17 protein-coding genes, 1 tRNA gene and 1 other annotated feature are annotated in these 16,972 nt (G+C 52.3%); of the genes, 2 read left to right on the top strand and 16 right to left on the bottom strand.

Annotated elements, in window-relative coordinates; translation table 11 throughout:
* Positions 1 to 128: 128 nt before the first annotated feature.
* The 14 genes from rpsG to rpmG form a co-directional block, all read right to left on the bottom strand.
* Positions 129 to 599, bottom strand: a complete 471-nt coding sequence (gene rpsG, locus INF28_RS05385; RefSeq protein WP_226392442.1) for a 30S ribosomal protein S7 — start codon at positions 597 to 599, stop codon at positions 129 to 131.
* 137 nt (positions 600 to 736) lie between these two features.
* Positions 737 to 1,147 carry a 30S ribosomal protein S12 gene (rpsL, locus tag INF28_RS05390; RefSeq protein WP_226392443.1) on the bottom strand — a complete coding sequence of 137 codons (411 nt, stop codon included), beginning with the start codon at positions 1,145 to 1,147 and terminating at the stop codon, positions 737 to 739.
* 50 nt (positions 1,148 to 1,197) lie between these two features.
* On the bottom strand, positions 1,198 to 1,455 hold the full coding sequence (locus INF28_RS05395; RefSeq protein WP_226392444.1) for a ribosomal L7Ae/L30e/S12e/Gadd45 family protein: 258 nt from the start codon (positions 1,453 to 1,455) through the stop codon (positions 1,198 to 1,200).
* Between the two features lie 209 nt (positions 1,456 to 1,664).
* Entirely contained in the window at positions 1,665 to 3,323 is a 1,659-nt protein-coding gene (locus INF28_RS05400) for an RCC1 domain-containing protein (protein ID WP_226392445.1), read from the bottom strand.
* Between the two features lie 130 nt (positions 3,324 to 3,453).
* Positions 3,454 to 4,584 (bottom strand): LCP family protein, encoded by a 1,131-nt coding sequence (locus tag INF28_RS05405; protein ID WP_226392446.1) that lies wholly within the window; start codon positions 4,582 to 4,584, stop codon positions 3,454 to 3,456.
* Between the two features lie 413 nt (positions 4,585 to 4,997).
* On the bottom strand, positions 4,998 to 5,489 hold the full coding sequence (locus INF28_RS05410; protein WP_226392447.1) for a zinc ribbon domain-containing protein: 492 nt from the start codon (positions 5,487 to 5,489) through the stop codon (positions 4,998 to 5,000).
* 31 nt (positions 5,490 to 5,520) lie between these two features.
* Complete coding sequence (locus tag INF28_RS05415; protein WP_226392448.1) at positions 5,521 to 8,520, bottom strand: DNRLRE domain-containing protein; 3,000 nt, start codon at positions 8,518 to 8,520, stop codon at positions 5,521 to 5,523.
* Between the two features lie 437 nt (positions 8,521 to 8,957).
* Positions 8,958 to 9,326 (bottom strand): 50S ribosomal protein L7/L12, encoded by a 369-nt coding sequence (rplL, locus tag INF28_RS05420; protein WP_226392449.1) that lies wholly within the window; start codon positions 9,324 to 9,326, stop codon positions 8,958 to 8,960.
* 149 nt (positions 9,327 to 9,475) lie between these two features.
* Positions 9,476 to 10,195: a 50S ribosomal protein L10 gene (gene rplJ, locus INF28_RS05425; RefSeq protein WP_318961725.1), complete on the bottom strand. Its 720-nt coding sequence runs from the start codon at positions 10,193 to 10,195 to the stop codon at positions 9,476 to 9,478.
* A 49-nt stretch (positions 10,196 to 10,244) separates the two neighbouring features.
* Positions 10,245 to 10,372, bottom strand: a sequence feature (ribosomal protein L10 leader region).
* Between the two features lie 21 nt (positions 10,373 to 10,393).
* Positions 10,394 to 11,089 (bottom strand): 50S ribosomal protein L1, encoded by a 696-nt coding sequence (gene rplA / locus INF28_RS05430; protein ID WP_226392450.1) that lies wholly within the window; start codon positions 11,087 to 11,089, stop codon positions 10,394 to 10,396.
* A gap of 74 nt (positions 11,090 to 11,163) precedes the next feature.
* Positions 11,164 to 11,589, bottom strand: a complete 426-nt coding sequence (gene rplK / locus INF28_RS05435) for a 50S ribosomal protein L11 (protein WP_226392451.1) — start codon at positions 11,587 to 11,589, stop codon at positions 11,164 to 11,166.
* A 195-nt stretch (positions 11,590 to 11,784) separates the two neighbouring features.
* Positions 11,785 to 12,303 (bottom strand): transcription termination/antitermination protein NusG, encoded by a 519-nt coding sequence (nusG, locus tag INF28_RS05440; RefSeq protein ID WP_226392452.1) that lies wholly within the window; start codon positions 12,301 to 12,303, stop codon positions 11,785 to 11,787.
* Positions 12,304 to 12,335: 32 nt separating this feature from the next.
* Entirely contained in the window at positions 12,336 to 12,545 is a 210-nt protein-coding gene (secE, locus tag INF28_RS05445) for a preprotein translocase subunit SecE (RefSeq protein ID WP_226392453.1), read from the bottom strand.
* A 36-nt stretch (positions 12,546 to 12,581) separates the two neighbouring features.
* Positions 12,582 to 12,731 carry a 50S ribosomal protein L33 gene (rpmG, locus tag INF28_RS05450; RefSeq protein WP_226392461.1) on the bottom strand — a complete coding sequence of 50 codons (150 nt, stop codon included), beginning with the start codon at positions 12,729 to 12,731 and terminating at the stop codon, positions 12,582 to 12,584.
* A gap of 240 nt (positions 12,732 to 12,971) precedes the next feature.
* Here rpmG and INF28_RS05455 point away from each other — a divergent pair, with 240 nt between their 5' ends.
* Entirely contained in the window at positions 12,972 to 13,985 is a 1,014-nt protein-coding gene (locus tag INF28_RS05455) for a YkvI family membrane protein (RefSeq protein WP_226392454.1), read from the top strand.
* A 454-nt stretch (positions 13,986 to 14,439) separates the two neighbouring features.
* On the opposite strand, the gene INF28_RS05460 is transcribed toward INF28_RS05455, so the two are convergent.
* Together INF28_RS05460 and INF28_RS05465 are read right to left on the bottom strand one after the other, a co-directional pair.
* Positions 14,440 to 14,515, bottom strand: a tRNA-Thr gene (locus INF28_RS05460).
* Positions 14,516 to 14,592: 77 nt separating this feature from the next.
* On the bottom strand, positions 14,593 to 15,408 hold the full coding sequence (locus INF28_RS05465; protein WP_226392455.1) for an AraC family transcriptional regulator: 816 nt from the start codon (positions 15,406 to 15,408) through the stop codon (positions 14,593 to 14,595).
* A 96-nt stretch (positions 15,409 to 15,504) separates the two neighbouring features.
* On the opposite strand from INF28_RS05465, the gene melA reads away from it, so the two are divergent.
* Positions 15,505 to 16,821 (top strand): alpha-glucosidase/alpha-galactosidase, encoded by a 1,317-nt coding sequence (gene melA / locus INF28_RS05470; protein ID WP_226392456.1) that lies wholly within the window; start codon positions 15,505 to 15,507, stop codon positions 16,819 to 16,821.
* The last annotated feature ends 151 nt before the right edge of the window (positions 16,822 to 16,972 follow it).

A 16,972-nucleotide genomic window follows, 5' to 3' on the forward strand; every position in this document is an offset into this window, starting at 1 on the left:
TTTCTCCTTTCGCGGGCCCCCGGTCCATGCCGGGCAGTCCTGATTTTTCTCTCACCCCGAAAAAACCTGCGGCAATCCGCAGGAGTTTTCCGGCGTATTACAAAGCAAAATCCGCTTTGGTATTCGGCTTACCAGCGATAGTGGGCAAACGCCTTGTTCGCTTCTGCCATCTTGTGGGTGTCTTCCTTTTTCTTGAAGGCACCGCCGGTGCTGTTGGTAGCATCCATCAATTCGTTTGCAAGACGCTCCGCCATGGTTCTCTCAGAACGCTTTCTTGCAAACATGGTGATCCAGCGCAGACCCAAAGTCTCCCGGCGCTCCGCTCTCACCTCAATCGGCACCTGGTAGTTGGCACCGCCGACACGGCGGGCTTTGACTTCCAGTACCGGCATAACCTGGTTCATTGCGTCCTCAAAAACCTCCACCGGATCCTTGCCGGTCTTTTCCTTGATCATCTCGAACGCATCATAAACGATTTTCTGAGCTACACCCTTTTTGCCGTCCAACATGATGTTGTTGATCAAACGTGTTACCGTCTTGCTGTTATAAACAGGATCAGGCAGCACGTCACGGCGGGCAATATGACCTCTTCTTGGCACTTCTCTTCCCCTCCTTCTTCAGGTTTATTCACCATTAAGGTACTCAACGGGTTTCCCCGCTGCCGTGCATATAAAGCCATTTATATCATGAACATATATGCACTTACATTTCATTGTGTCAGTTTACAAAGCACGGATTATTTCGGGCGTTTTGCGCCGTACTTGGATCTACCCTGCAGCCGCTTGTCCACACCGGACGTATCCAGCGTACCGCGGATGATGTGGTAACGCACACCAGGAAGGTCCTTAACACGGCCGCCACGGATCATAACCACGCTGTGCTCCTGCAAATTGTGGCCGATTCCGGGAATGTACGCCGAAACCTCGATTCCGTTGGTAAGCTTAACTCTGGCAACCTTACGCAGTGCCGAATTCGGCTTTTTAGGCGTCATGGTTCTAACAGAAGTACAAACACCGCGCTTCTGGGGCGATGCCTGGTCGGTCGGTCTTTTCTTGATGGTATTCATACCCGTCAGCAAAGCCGGCGCCGTTGACTTCTTCTCTACCGTTGCTCTTCCTTTTCTGACCAATTGGTTAAATGTTGGCAATATGTTCACCTCCATGCATATAAATTATCTATAAAAACGCCAAAGCGCTTTTACCTGTTTTCCTCGCAGCTAAAAAGCAAAACCGCACAAGCCGTAGGCACCTCTACATGACAGGCACGTCCCAGCGCCTTCATGCTTTCGGCATACACCAGCTCTACGCCGTGTTCCTTGCACAGCTCTACAAAAGGTTCGATCACCCACGGATCTGCGTCCGCTGCCGCATACGCCTTTTGCGCACGCCCGGCAAGCACCGCCTTTTTCGACTGCTTAAGACCAACGGCCTTATGCGCCGCTCTCAGATCCTCCATGGGATGCTTCTCCTCCTTTTCCGCATACTGCGAACCGTATTATTTTATCCCAAAATTCCGCATTTGTCAAGGGATCCGCCTGTTTTTTCCACAGGTTTACCCTTGGTGATTTTCATGATTTTTTTTAAAATTTTTCATAAATTTTGTGCAGTTTTTTCCGTATATTTTTTAGTACACAATCCCTTGCGGTAAGGACAAAGCCATACACCTTATATCGTACCCAGATCCATGATCTGGGTTTTGCCGCTGCTGTCCAGCCGCCACAGCTGTCCGCTGTCCTGCAGCATATATACCTCTTTCTCTCTGCCGGCATATACCGCCGAAAGTCCGTCAAGACCGGTATACTCCTGGGCATAATACCGCCAGTTCTGATCTTTGAGACGATAAGGCATCAAGGGACTGTCACCCCAGACATACAGCTTTCCATCCACCAGCGCCGCACTCTGTGCACCGCCGGCACTGATCTGTGCCGCATCAATTAAAATTTGGATCCGGTCTTCTTCCCATTCCATATCATAATAGATATAGCGCATCCGCAGAGGTTCATCATAACGGTAATAGCCTTCTTCATCGATCTGCTTCACCACCACAGCTTCTTCCTCGCCGCTCTCTCCTTCCGCAGACGGTGTTTCCGTTTCTTCCGTCTCACCGGTCTCCTCCTTAGGCAGACCAATATAGGTTGTACCCCACATATACACACTGCCGTCCGTACGCAGGGCAAGGGTTTGCATCTCCCCGGCAGACACTGCCGTAATCCTGCTGATACTGCTAAGCCGGAAAGGCGTCTCTTCCTGCTTGACCCCTTTTGGCTTTGCCAGCTGGCCATCACTGTTGGACCCCCACAGCCATACGGTCTGATCCGAGGTCACCGCCGCCCCGTGTGCGCTTCCGGCACTTAGGGAAATCACCCTGCCGCTGATGGCGGTAATCTCCTGGGGCGTTTGGCGGTTTTCGGTATCCGAAAGCCCAAGCTGCCCGCTTCGGTTATCTCCCCAGCTATAAACCTTGCCGTCTTTGCTGAGGGCCAGGGCAAAATTCTCCCCGGCAGATACTGCCGTAATACCCGAAAGCCCTTCTACCTGCCCGGGTACCGGGTCCGCTTCCCCTTCCGTTTTCCGGCCCAGCTCGCCGGCGCCGTTATAACCCCAGCTCCAAACCGTACCATCGCTCTTTAACACATACATACTCCGCCGTCCGCAGGCCGCGGCCACCGCGCCGCTGAGGCCGGAGAGCAAAACCGGTTCTTCCGCACGCTCTACGCCGCCCAGCTGACCGTATTCGCCGTCCCCCCAGGCATAGACACTGCCGTCTGCGGCGATTGCCATACCGTTATACTGCCCAAGAGCCACCCGGCCGCTGTTTTGTATGGCTTCTCCGCTGTCCGGCGTCTCTTCGCTGTCCGGTGTCTCTCCGCTGTCCGGTGCGGTGATTTCCGCCCGGTTTTCCTCCTCGATCCAGTCCACCGTATATCCCAGTGTCTCCGCCAAAAACCGCAGAGGGATCATGGTTCTGTCGTTCATGAGCCGGGCGGGAACATCCAGATATTCGGTCCGGTTCTCCCCGTTTTCCGTTACGGACACCGCAGTACCGTCAATCTGAAATACAATGGCTGTCCCGTCCTTTTCCGCCAGCGCCCGCTCCGGCAGGCCGTCCTGGGCGGGCAGATAGGTGACCTCTGCTCCCATAGCCTCAAACACGCCCCGTATCGGAATCAAAATCCGGTCTGCTTCCATCACCGGCTGCTGGTCGGCAAACACCACCGGTGCACCATCCACCGTTACCGTAATTTCCTGTTCCTGTGCGGCGGGCGTAAGCCCCCACAGGCAAAGTCCCGCAGAAAGCAGGACACATAGTATATTTCGTTTCATAAAAATCCTCCTTTTTTTCAGCATGCTGTTCTCTTATTGCAAAAAAGCTCCCAAAAGCCCGGCCGCCAGCCGTACTTTTTCGGGAGCCCTGCACCCCAAAACCGGGCGCCGTCATCATTTGTCCTTCTTGTCATCGAACCGGAGAAGCTGTGCGGGCACTCTGGCTTTTGGCGGTACCCTCAGGCGCCGGCGCCACAGTTACCGAAGGCTTTGCCGTACTTCCCGTTCCGCTTGTACTGCTTGTCCCGCCTGCGGCGGCGGTACCGTCCGTCCCTTCTGCTCCGGCATCCTCGGCCGCCGCCTGCTCCTGGGCCCACTGCTCCGCGCTCCGGGGCAGGAATACCTCTTGAATGAGGGCTGATGTTTTGTCCCCATCATAAATATACCACCACAATTCATCCATATATTTGGCCTCACCAGGCAGTTCATACATCCCAATATTGCTGAAATCAAAATTCTGCATCTCATCAATATGCATCAACAGGTCCTGTACGGTATAATTGGTCCGCACGTTTCGGGTAATCACATCAAACACATCCGTAATATTGGCAAAATACTGGGGTTTGGCTTTCTGAAGCAAAAGCTCCTTTAAAAACCGCTGCTGCCAGTAAATCCGGCCCTCGTCGCCCATGGCATATTCGCCGGGGGCAGAATTATCCGTATTATGCCGGAACCGCACAAAATCGTGCGCCTGCTGGCCGTCAAGATGCTGGGGACCTTTCTTGAGATGGATATGCAGATCCTGTGCCGGATCGTCATAATTCATATTATAGGGAACATTAAAGTCCACGCCGCCCAGGGCATCGATAATCTCGATAAAACCGTCAAAATCCACCGTCATAAAATAGTGTACCGGCAGGCCGGTAAGCGCTTTGACCTGACGGATCAGCTCTTCCTCCGGTTCCTGATCCTTACCGTTTTTCACGTTTTGAGCGCCCACGCCGATGGCGGCATTGAGCTTTTGCTTATACCCGTTCATTACCACCTGGGTATCCCGGGGCAAAGACAAAATATTCAGCCGGTCAGAATACCCGTCATAGGACACCAGCATAATCGTATCACTGCGCAGGCCGTCCTCATCCACGCCGATAATCAAAAAATTCACCATTCCAACCCTGCTGTCCTCTTTGTCCAATTCCTCAATGGCCACCTGGCTGCCCAGCGGCTGAGAAGAGATCCTCTTTGCCGCAATCACGCCCAGCACGGTAAAACAAATCACCAAAAAGCAGGTAACTGCCATTGCCACAATTTTATAACGCATACTCATTTTCAAAACCGGCCTTTCTTTTTTCTTTCCCTTACTCCCAAACAAGCCGGCGTTTCCCTGCGCCGGCATATAATTCTACATAATATCACAATTATATATCAAAAACAAGAATTTTGTCAATATTCCGCGGCGAATATTCATGGATTATTCATATTCATCTTATACGGTTTTCAGGAAAAATATACACCTTTTAGGGAAATCTTAAATTTTCATGAAAATCCTGTTTTTCAGGGAACTTTTTTCTTTTTGGTCGCGTCTAAAAAAATAGGATGAAAAGAGTGCCGGCGTTTTGAACAAGGCGCTTTACAGCCTATGGTATTGTCTCCATTCTTTAATCCTTATAATATATACAAAAGGGGCTGCCGCAGATGAGTTTTTCTCACTTGCAGCGGTCCCTTTTGTGTATTCTATTTCAGCAGACGCCAGCGGCCGATGATCGGCAATTCTTTTGCCTTACCCTGTACGACGCAAACAATTCCAAAAACCATTCCCGCCAGGAGCAGCAAAGACAAAATGCCGCTGACTGCCGCAAAGGCCGGCTCTAAAATTCCGAAAATGGTGGTATCAAGCACTGCCTGCAAAATCCTGAAAAACAGTGATTTGGCAACGCCGATGATCAGCAAAAGCAGCCCCTGCCCTGCGTGAAACCGGGCAAACGCGGAATGTTTTGCCCCCAAAATCGGCACCAGTACCAATATCCCCAAATAGGCCAGCACCGCATAACCCTTATTCCGGCGGATATCCTCCGGGTGAAACGCCCATGTTTCGTCCCGCATCTCAAAAGGCCAGCTGTTCTGACCGCCGCCGTAAGTTTCTCCGGACTGGGAATCCGTACCGCAGGCTGTGCAGTACCGCATTCCATCCGGAATCTCCTGTCCGCATTTTCTGCAAAAAGCCATAACTCGAAATCCTCTCTATGTATACTCTCCATCAGGGAAGCTCTAGCTTAGGCGTCATAGCGCCCGCCGTCCCGTCCGAAGGCTCTATAAATATTTTCATCGTCTGTCCGGGGCGAATGGAAAGTCCGGCATCTGCAAAAGAAACCGTATATTCTCCCTGTCCGGCCACCGCCGCCGTCTCCTGCCGTGCCGCGCCGGCCAAAATCCCCCGTTCGTAAACCGCACAGATAATCTGTAAATCTTCTGTTTCCGCCGATATTCTCCCTACATTCTTAACGGAAACCGACTGTATGGGCGTTTCTGCGGCAAATTCTATCCGGGATACGGAAACGCCGTTCACCGCGCTGACCCGCCAGTCCGAAGTATAAAGCGGCTCTGCCAAAAACTCCAAAATCATGGCGTTTCCGGGTTCGAGTACGGCGGTTTTGCCATTTTTAAGCTGTGTGCCCTCCGGCAGAACACTATCGTCTGCCAAAGCGCCGGGGCCTAAAAAGCTGTAATACTCGCCGCTTACCAAATCCTGGTAGATACCCTCCAGTCCCTGTACAGGGATTCGAGCCGCCCCCGTGCCGGTCCGGTTCAGCAAAATCTCATATTTGCCATAATGAACCGTGGTAATGCCGTTTTCATGATCTTCCGCATCCACCTCGCTGTAGGTATCGTAATAGGCGCCGTTACGGCGCACCTGGGCGAGCTTCCCGTCCCGGGGCATGGATACCGCAATTTGATCCCCTCCGCTGCGGAACAAAACCGTATGGGTATCCTCATCCACCCATGTATAGCTCTTTGGCATATATTCTTTTTGCACACCGGCCGCTGTTTCTGCTTCAGCGCCGGCCGCTGTTTCTGCTCCAGTGCCGGCCGCCGTTTGTGTCTGCTGCGCCGCCGCACTGTTTTGCACCGCTGCGGCATTGTCCAGGCCGCTTGCGCCCGTCTGTGTATTTCCCGCCGGCTCTGGTCCGAATACGGCTTTTTCATCCGCCGGCTCTGGTCCAGCTACCACTTCACTGCTCTGGGTCTGCTCCCACAGCTCCAGCACCGGCTGGCGGGTCACCAGATACAGCCGTTCCAAAAACTTATAAAACGCCGTGTCGGTAATCGGCTCCTTCCCCGCAACTTCTTCGCCCTGCTGGGCAAAAGCCAGCGGGTCAAAATAAGGGGACTGGGTAAGATACGCGCCGTAAATATTTACCTGAGTGTCTGCTTCCGCCTCCGGCGCCAGCCGCAGGCCCAAACTGACAAATTCTTTGCCCCGCGTCATTTCCTCGGGCAATGGATAGGTCCGGTACAGAAAACCGCCGTCTGTCTCCGGCGTCTGGCCGGAACCGCTCAATACAATCCAATCGCTGTCCGAACCGGCAAGATTCTGCATAGCCAATGTTTCCGCCGCACCGTCATCCATCCAGATCTTTACCGTCAGGTAATTCTGTTTTTCGCTGTCACAGGCCAGGTTCAGCACCATCATACCGTCTTGATCCAGCGTCCGGTACGCAAAGTTCTTGGTCCCGACCCACCGGCTGCGGGCCTGACAATTTTCCGATTCAAACCGCTGCTGTACTTCACTCTCCGCAAGCCCTGGATAAACACAGCTGTCAAAACTCTCTCCGGTATAATTCGGAGCCTCCTCCGGCAAAATCGTCAGATAAAACGCCCGTTCCCGGACACAGCTTCCGGACACGATCCGGCCGGTTGCTTTGATCCGCTCCGCCGGCTCAAACCACCGTGGACGATTGACCGTTCCGTCCGCCTCCAGCACATCGAAAACATTTTCACCGGTTTCCGCATCCTCCGCAGTCCAGCGGATTTCCGCGTACACGCCGTCCGGCGCCGTATATCCATCTGAAAGGGCAGAGGTCACTGCCTCCGGATCGGTATTTTCACCCAACATATGTACCGACGCTTCCACCGCCGCCTGCACCCGGTAATCATCGGATACCCGCATAGCAAGGCGGGGCGCATCTTCTCCGCCGGCAAACACCGTCTGGCCGCTTCCGCCGCCGGCAAGCCGCAGAACCAGCTCCTCTTCTCCCCGGCTTAGGGTATCGTTTACGATATCAGTCAGGTCGATACTGCGCAGGCGTCCGGCATCCGGCATAGACGTACTATAAAGCAGAAGTTCCTTCTGTCCCGGCGCATTTTCCGCCGTTTCTGTATTTTCTCCCAGAACCTGATACACCGCAAACTCCGCTCCTTCCTCTGCCGAAAGCATCTGAAGCTGCAGCTGTGCCAGGTAAACCGCACCCTTAATATTCTCTTTTTGGAACCGGAACCGCAGATAGGTTTCTGCGCCGCCGCCCGCTGCCAGGCAGTCATAAGGAACCGTACTGCCCCAAGTTTCTGCCGCCGTAAGTTCCGATTTGGACAGCACCGGCAGATCCGGATCCTGGGCAGAACCGGTCACCACTTTCAGGCCCGGACGGTACGCCGGGTCTTCATAGCCGCTTCCCGCAAAGGATATGGTAACGGAAGGCGACAGAATATCCAGATGCAAAGCTACAAACTCTCTGCCGTCTTCTACCCATTTTTTCAGGTACTCGGTCAGATCCGCTTCCAGCGGAATTTCATTATTTTGTGTATTGACCGCCGTTTCGCAAAGCTTAATCTCTCCCACCTCCGACGGCCGGGAGGTATAATTCATATTTTCATTCCAGTTTACTTCCGGCATCAGCCACAGCCGCACTACCGTTTCCGGTTCGCCGCCGGCATTGACGATCCCCAGCCGCAGCCGGGCATCATGAATCTCCTCCGGATCCTTATCCAGCAGATTCCGCAGATCAAATTTATAGTAGGCATCATAACTGCCGCCCGTAATGACGATGCCGGGCGCGATCTGACTGCCGGAAAGCGTCCGCTCTTCCGGCTTGGAGGAGACAAAAGTCTCCGCCGCGGGCGAAAGGCGCAGAAACTCCCCTTCCGCGCTGACTGTGGCCGGTCGGGAAACCAGCCCCACCGGCACAATGCCCAGCAGCATGACACTGGCAATCAGCATCACTGCCAATTTTTTAATTCCGGATACTACATGTTCTTTCATGGTACATCACTCTTTTACCGCCGGCCGCCCTTGGTTTGTAAATGGGTACACTGCCAGCAGGATAATATTATGCTACTATATTATAACACAGAAATGAAAAAAAAGAAACCCCTTTTTGAAAAAAATTTGCCCAGAAGCGCAAACGCTTCACCAAACGCCGAGCAAACGTATCAGAAAAGGCGAGATTTCAGCCCGCAGCCGCAGGGCAAGGGACAATCCCGCATAAGCTTATGCCGGGCCGGTGGCCGCACCTTGCAGGAAAAACGAGACAACACTTTTTGTTAAAATGGATTTTCTTTCCCGCAAAACAAAAAGCCCCCGGCGCGCACATAGGTACACGCCGAGGGCTCTCATACAGAATTATGCAATTTTCGCTTTTTCTGCAAGGTGCGGCATTCTATAAACCGTTCTTTTCTTCCGGGAGACCCCGGATGAAATTATTTCAGTTCTACAGATGCGCCAACCTCTTCCAGCTTGGACTTGATCTCTTCTGCTTCGTCCTTTGCAGCAGCTTCCTTTACGGTCTTGGGAGCGCCGTCTACCAGAGCCTTTGCTTCTGCCAGGCCCAGGCCGGTGATCTCTCTTACCACTTTGATAACCTTGATCTTCTGTGCACCAGCACTTGCCAGTACAACATCAAACTCGCTCTTTTCTTCTTCAGCGGCAGCGCCAGCAGCTGCACCGGCTACCATAACCGGAGCGGCAGCGGATACGCCGAATTCTTCTTCCAAAGCCTTTACCAGATCATTTACTTCCAGCAGGGTCAGTTCTTTGATTTCATCAAGAATCTTTGTTACGTCAGCCATTTTAAAATCCTCCATTATATAATTTTTTCTATTCAAAAGTTGATTTGCCGTTTCCTAAGCCAAAACCTGTTTTTGGCCGCAACGGCGGTGTTCTTGCCGCAAGGAATGCTATCTTTTCAGCATCTGCTCAGCGGCGTCTATACCACAGATTATTCAGCGGCGGGCGCTTCCTCAGCGGGAGCGGCAGCCGGTGCTTCCTCAGCGGGAGCGGCAGCCGGTGCTTCCTCAGCCGGAGCGGCAGCCGGTGCTTCTTCAGCCGGAGCGGCAGCCGGTGCTTCTTCAGCCGGAGCGGCAGCCGGTGCTTCTTCAGCCGGAGCGGCCTCAGCAGCGGGTGCTTCCTCGGCGGGCGCAGCCTCTGCAGCAGCCTTACCCGGGGTTGCTTCTTCGTCTACGATAGCCTGCAGGGTTCTTGCCAGCTTGCTAATGGGTGACTGCAAAGAGCCCAGCATCTTGGAAATGAGCACTTCCTTGGACGGAATTGCGGCATAAACCTTAACCTCATCCAGGGAAATTACCTTTCCGTTTACAAAACCGCCCTTGAGTTCCAGGGCTTCGTTTTCCTTGGCGAATTCTACCAGAACCTTAGCGGGCGCCACCACGTCGTCTGTGCTGGTTGCCACTGCCGTCGGGCCATGCAGAATCTCGTCAAGTTCACTTAGGCCTGCCGCATTTGCCGCAAACCGGGTCAGGTTGTTTTTAAGCACCGTATACTCTACGCCTGCCTCTCTCATTTTGGCACGCAAAGCGGTATCCTGTGCAACCGTAAGACCTCTGTAATCCGCCAGAACCCCCGCCTGAGCGTTCTGGAATCTCTCTGTCAGCTGTGCAACAATCGCCTTTTTGTTTTCTAATACTTTTTGACTCGGCATTGTACATCCTCCTTTCTGTCGTTTCCTTCCGCATGGGAACTGCTTTCTTTTGCCGAACGAAAAAGTCCCCCGCAGGTCTGCGAGGGACATTATATGCCTATTGATACATACAAAGTCATCCTCGGCAGGATTTACGGCTATGCCACCTGCTGTCTGCGGAATCTATTCCATTGCATCTTTTTCTAACGGAATGTGCCCTTAGCCCTCAATCCGGTTGGGATTGATCTTGATGCCGGGGCCCATGGTGGAAGCAACCGTGACCGATCTTAAATACTGGCCTTTGGCCGCCGCCGGTTTTGCCTTAATCACCGCACCCATCAATGCGTTAAAGTTGGTGATAAGCTTTTCAGCGCCGAAGGACGCCTTGCCAATGGGACAATGGATAATATTGGTCTTGTCCAGCCGGTACTCAATCTTACCGGACTTGATGTCGGAAATCGCCTTAGCAACATCCGGGGTAACCGTACCCGCCTTGGGGTTCGGCATAAGGCCTTTCGGGCCCAGGATACGTCCGATACGTCCGACTACACCCATCATATCCGGAGTAGCAACTGCTACGTCAAAATCAAACCAGTTTTCGCTCTGGATCTTCTGTGCCAGCTCTTCAGCGCCCACATAATCAGCGCCTGCGGCCTTGGCTTCCTCTGCCTTGCCCTCTCTGGCAAAGACCAGAACACGTACCGTTTTACCGGTACCGTTGGGCAGTACCACTGCGCCCCGGACCTGCTGATCCGCGTGTCTGGAGTCAACGCCCAGCTTCACATGCAGTTCGATGGTCTCATCAAACTTGCAGGTTGCGGTCTTGCAGACCAGATCCAGCGCTTCTGCCGGGTCATACTGCTTGCCCTTTTCAATCAGCTTTACGCTGTCCTGATACTTTTTACCTTTCTTCAATGTTACATCCTCCTTGGTGGTTTCACAGAACGCTCAAAGCGTTCCTCCCACAATTTTCAGTGCCTGTGACTTAACTACTCCTCCACGGTAACGCCCATGGACCGTGCTGTTCCAGCAATCATTGACATTGCCGCTTCCAAAGAAGCCGCGTTCAAATCGGGCATTTTCTGCTCTGCGATCGCCTGAAGATCCGCCTTGCTCAGGGTTGCTACCTTGGTCTTGTTGGGAACGCCTGAACCACTCTGGATTTTGCAGGCCTTTTTGATCAAAACCGGAGCCGGGGGAGTCTTGGTTATAAAGGTGAAGGATCTGTCCTGATATACGGTGATAACAACCGGGATTACCAGACCTGCGTCCTTCTGTGTTCTTTCATTAAACTGCTTGGTGAAATCCATGATGTTCACACCGTGCTGACCCAGCGCAGGACCAACCGGAGGAGCCGGCGTTGCCTTTCCCGCAGGAATCTGCAGTTTAATATAACCTGTAATTTTCTGTGCCACTTCAATACACCTCCTTGTTTCACAAACGTGGTAATATCGGGATACCCGCCAAAACCGCGGCCTTCCCTCCCACAAACCGGCAGGCCTCTGCCGGAATATATAAACGGAATACTCCGTGTGGGTAACAAATGAATAAAATGTCCCGGCGCTTTGCGCCGATTCCGCCGCCGCAGGCTGTGATTCGCTGCCGCGGGGCTATGCCAGGGCTTCTACCTGGTTAAACTCCAGTTCCACATCGGTATCTCTGCCGAACATGGAAACCTTGGCGCGCACCTTTTTCTTATCCATCTGGATTTCGGTAATCACGCCGACAAAACCCTCCAGAGGGCCATACTTGACCCGCATATGGTCGCCGACCTCAAAGTCCAGCGAAACGGTGGTATGCTCAAGACCCATACTTTCGACTTCCTCAGGGGTAAGAGGCACCGGGCTGGAACCCGGACCAACAAAGCCGGTCACACCCCGGGTGTTACGCACCACATACCAGCTCTCATCCGTCATGATCATCTTGATCATCACATAGCCGGGATAGATTTTGCGCTCTACCACTTTTTTCTGGTTATCCTTCATTTCGATAACCTCTTCCATGGGCACTCGTATCTCCTGGATCACATCGTGCATACCGCGGTTATCCACCGTCTTTTGAATATCGGTCATGACCTTGTTCTCGTAGCCGGAATAGGTGTGGGCTACATACCATTTTGCACTTGCCATATTATCAGGGAAAAACCCCTTCCCTCCTGTTTCTACCGATTGATAAAGAACGACATGCCCCAGGTAAAGAGCATATCAAGCGCCCAGATGACTACGCCCACAATCAACACATAAATAATAACGATAATGGTGTTCTGTCTCACCTTGGAAAAGGCCGGCCATACCACCTTTTTCATTTCAGACTTGACTTCTTTGAAGTAATTCACAATTCTTACAAAGAAATTTGGCTTTGTATGTTCCATAACTTACACTCCTTGAAAGCGTACTGCTTTAACAGCTTATTTCGTCTCTTTGTGCACGGTGTGCTTTCTGCAGAATCTGCAGTACTTGTTCATTTCCAGTCTGTCCGGGCAGTTCTGCTTATTCTTGGTGGTATCGTAATTTCTCTGCTTGCACTCGGTGCAGGCCAGCGTAATCTTGGTTTGCATCTTTTTCACCTCGTTTATCCAAATTCAAAAGCCGGTTTCTGCCTGAGAGTTCCCCGGACTTTTTTTAACACAAATAAAGCCTCTTCACAGAGGTATGAATTATATTATCACATTCAAGGGGTTTTGTCAAGTTTTTTTCAGAAAAAATTACGGATTTTTTGCATATTTACCCTTGTCCGCTATATATAGTAAAACAGGCCGCTTCGGCCCCAAAATACAGTGGACAAGGGAGAGAAAAAAATGAAGAACGGATTGAAAATTGCCATGGTATATATTGGGCTGGTCATCGGGGCAGGGTTTGCCTCGGGAAGAGAGATCATGGAATATTTCAACTTCCCCGGCGGCACCGACCACAGCGGTATTGTCCTTGCCACCTTTCTTTTGATTGCGGTCTGTTATCTCATTCTGCGCCGGGCCTCTCTTTCCGGCATCACCACCTTTGACGGATATCTTAAGGCGGTTGCAGGCCGCGGAGCCGGGGCGGTACGCCTGTTTATGCTTCTTTATTTGTTCTGTGGATTTTTCACCATGCTGGCCGGCTCCGGCGCACTGCTCCGCCAAAGCCTGATGCTGCCCTCACCGGCAGGCTGCCTTTTCATGGCCGCTGTCTGTTTCCTCATTTTGGCCTTTGACCTTAAGGGGATTGTAGCGCTTAATACGGTTTTAGTTCCCTGCATGATTGCAGGTATTTTCTATATTTGTATTTGTTCGGTACTGTTTGGCACCCAATCCGCCTTTTCGTTTGCGTCCCTAGGCCGCGGCATGCTGACCTCCGCCATCTGCTATGTGAGCTACAACACCATTTCCGCCGCCTCGGTTCTGATTCCTCTGTGCAAACAAATCACCATGAAGGAAATTCGGACGGCGGCAGTCACCGGCGGGCTGGTGCTGGGAATTTTGATTACAGCCGTTTGGGCGGTGCAGTCCCAGTATTTCGACGCCCTGTGGGACAGTGAAATCCCCATGCTTCAGCTGGCGGCCATGGCAGGGCGAAGTGAAAAATATCTGTATTCCCTCATTTTAATGATGGCAATCTGCACCACCGCCGTTTCCCAGGGGTTTGGAATTCTCTCTGCCTTTGCCCCGGCAGGGACAAAACAAAGGATTTTCCGCGCCGCCGTTCTCTGCCTTGCGGCCCTGCCCTTTTCCATGCTGGGCTTTGCCGGCCTTGTGGCGCATCTCTATGCCTTTTTTGGCGTCACCGGCCTTTTATGGATGGGGTTGGTGCTGGTTGACTTTTACCGGAAAGCGTAAACGCATCACTACTGCCAAACAAAAGAAACAGCAAAGAAGCGCACGCGCTGATCCGTGCCCGGTTTTTGAGCAAAGGGCTCCCGCAAAGAAGCGCACGCGCTTGTGCAAAAATTTTATTTTTAAATGATTCGCCGAACCCGGTTCCGTCATGCCTCTCCCGGACGGCACGGAAATAAAATTTTTGCGCCTTTTCGGCGGCAAACACCGTTCATCCGTGCCCGGTTTTTGAGCGCAAAGGGCTCCCGAAAAGTGACGGCCGGTGGGCGCCGGCAGAAGCTTATGCAGGATTTTCTTCTTACTCTGCGGCTGCGGGCTGAAGCTTTATCTTTTTCTCAAACTCGTTCGGCAGTGGTGAAGCGCGTGCGCTTCTGGGAAAAAGGAGGAGCAAGGAAGCAGGCGACTGATTTTTTATGCAATAAAAAATCGGAGCAAAGCGAACTTTGCTCCGACGTTGTGGAGCTGGTGATGGGACTCGAACCCGCAACCTGCTGATTACAAATCAGCTGCTCTGCCAGTTGAGCTACACCAGCGCAAGGGCTATTCTATCACAAATCCAGCCCCTTGTCAACTATTTTTTCATGATTCTTTTTATTTTAAATCGAGTAATTTAAATTTGTATGCCCGGTTCAGGGTTCTTCCGGTGTTCACGGGCGTATTGCCGGGGTGAAATTCCAAACCGCCGCCGGAACATCTTGGAAAAATGGAACACATCCGCATATCCGGCCAATGCGGCGGCTTCGGAAACCGTTTTGCCCTGGCAAAGATACCGGACGGCGTGTTCCATCCGCGTCCTGATCAGGAACTCCTGCATGGTCATGCCGGAAAACCGCTTAAAAATCCGGCTTAAGTACCGGCGGCTGAGCCCCAGCATGGAGGCGATTTCTTCCATTGTAATATCCCGCATATAGTTTGCACAGATATAGTCTGCCGCCTGGCGTTCATAGCCCGGAGGCGGGGTCTGCTGTTCCAGCAGCTCTGACATCAGCAAAAACAGCTGTCCCGCAATATATTCCTCGCGGCGGGCGGTTCGCTCTTCTGCCCGCAGGATCGCCTCAAAGCAAGTGCCGCCGCAGGACTGAACAGGTACATTTCCCTTTGCCAGCTGTCCGGCCATAGCGCCGTCAAAGCCCACCCAGATATACTCCCAGGGCACCTGGGTATCGGCGGTATAGGTGGTCACCTCACCGGGGCGGATCACAAAAATCTCCCCCGCGTGCACCGGAAAGCCGCCCTCCGCATTATAAAACACGCCCTTACCCTTTTTGACATAGTGAATCAGATAATACTCCCGCACATGGGGGCCATAGCTATATCCGGGGTTACATTTTTCCCACCCGGCAATCAGGGGATTCAGGTCCCGAAAACCGCGGTTGACAACAGGAATGCTGGCACTGTTTTTCATCTTGCTCACCTCAGGTTCCATTATAACATATTCTTGTTCCCTTATGCAATTCTTTTCGGCAGAAAAATATGCTATAACCATAATAACCGAAAATCTTAGAAAACGGAGGAGAACACCATGATTAAAATTACATTTATGGGGGCGGGCAGTACGGTATTTGCAAAGAACGTGCTGGGTGACACTATGCTATGCGACAGCTTTCATACCTGCGAAATCGCCCTTTATGACATCGACAAACAGCGGCTGGAAGATTCAGAAATGATGCTGCATGCAGTCAACAAAAACTGTAACCAGGACCGGGCGGTTATCAAAACGTATCTGGGGGTGGAAAACCGGAAGGAAGCCCTGCGGGGAGCCAACTTTGTGGTCAACGCCATTCAGGTGGGCGGCTATGAGCCATGCACAGTCATTGACTTTGAAGTTCCCAAAAAATACGGTCTGCGCCAAACCATCGGCGACACCCTTGGGATCGGCGGTATTTTCCGGGCACTGCGCACCATTCCGGTTCTGCGGGAGTTTGCGGAAGATATGGCAGAGGTTTGTCCCAACGCCTGGTTTTTGAACTATACCAACCCCATGGCCATGCTCAGCGGATTTATGCAGAGATATACCCCGATCAAAACGGTGGGACTGTGCCACAGCGTCCAGGTCTGCACGCCGGACCTTTTGGATTCGCTGGACATTCCCAAAGAGGGGGTAACCGACTTTATTGCCGGAATCAACCACATGGCTTGGCTGCTTGAGGTGCGGGACAAGGACGGCAACGACCTGTATCCGCTGATCCGGGAAAAAGCCATTAAGATGAACGAAGAAAAGAAACACGGCAATATGGTACGCCATGAATATATCCGGCGGCTTGGCTATTACTGCACCGAAAGCAGTGAACACAATGCGGAATACAACGCCTTCTTTATTAAACCCAACTATCCGGAACTGATTGAAAAATTCAATATCCCCCTGGATGAATATCCCCGCCGCTGTGTGAAACAGATTAAAGACTGGGAAAAACAGCGGGAAGAGCTGTTTGCCGGCGGCACCATTACCCACGAGCGGAGCAAAGAATATGCTTCCCATATTATGGAGGCTATGGTCACCAACCGTCCCTATAAAATCGGCGGCAATGTAATCAACCACGGCCTGATCACCAACCTGCCCTCTGACGCCTGCGTAGAGGTGCCCTGCCTGGTAGACGCATCCGGCGTCAGCCCCACCTATGTGGGCGCGCTCCCGCTGCAGCTGGCGGCCATGAACATGACCAACATCAACGTCCAGCTTTTGACCATCGAAGCGGCGGTTACCGGCAAAAAGGAACACATCTACCATGCGGCCATGATGGATCCGGTCACCTCGACCAATCTGTCCATTGACGACATTGTGGCGATGTGTGACGAACTGATCGAAGCCCATAAGGCGGCCGGTTTCCCGGTGCTGTAAATACAAAAACCTCTGTGGAGTTTCTGAACAGGTCCAGTAAAAACGGACAATAGAAAAAATCGCCCTCCTATGGTATAATAAAAACTATCAAAGGGGGGCATTGTTATGCCAAGAAAATACATAAAAATAAGGCAACACGAAGAAGAATTGC

The sequence above is a fragment of the Ructibacterium gallinarum genome, assembly GCF_014982785.1.
Lineage (GTDB): Bacteria > Bacillota > Clostridia > Monoglobales > Monoglobaceae > Ructibacterium > Ructibacterium gallinarum.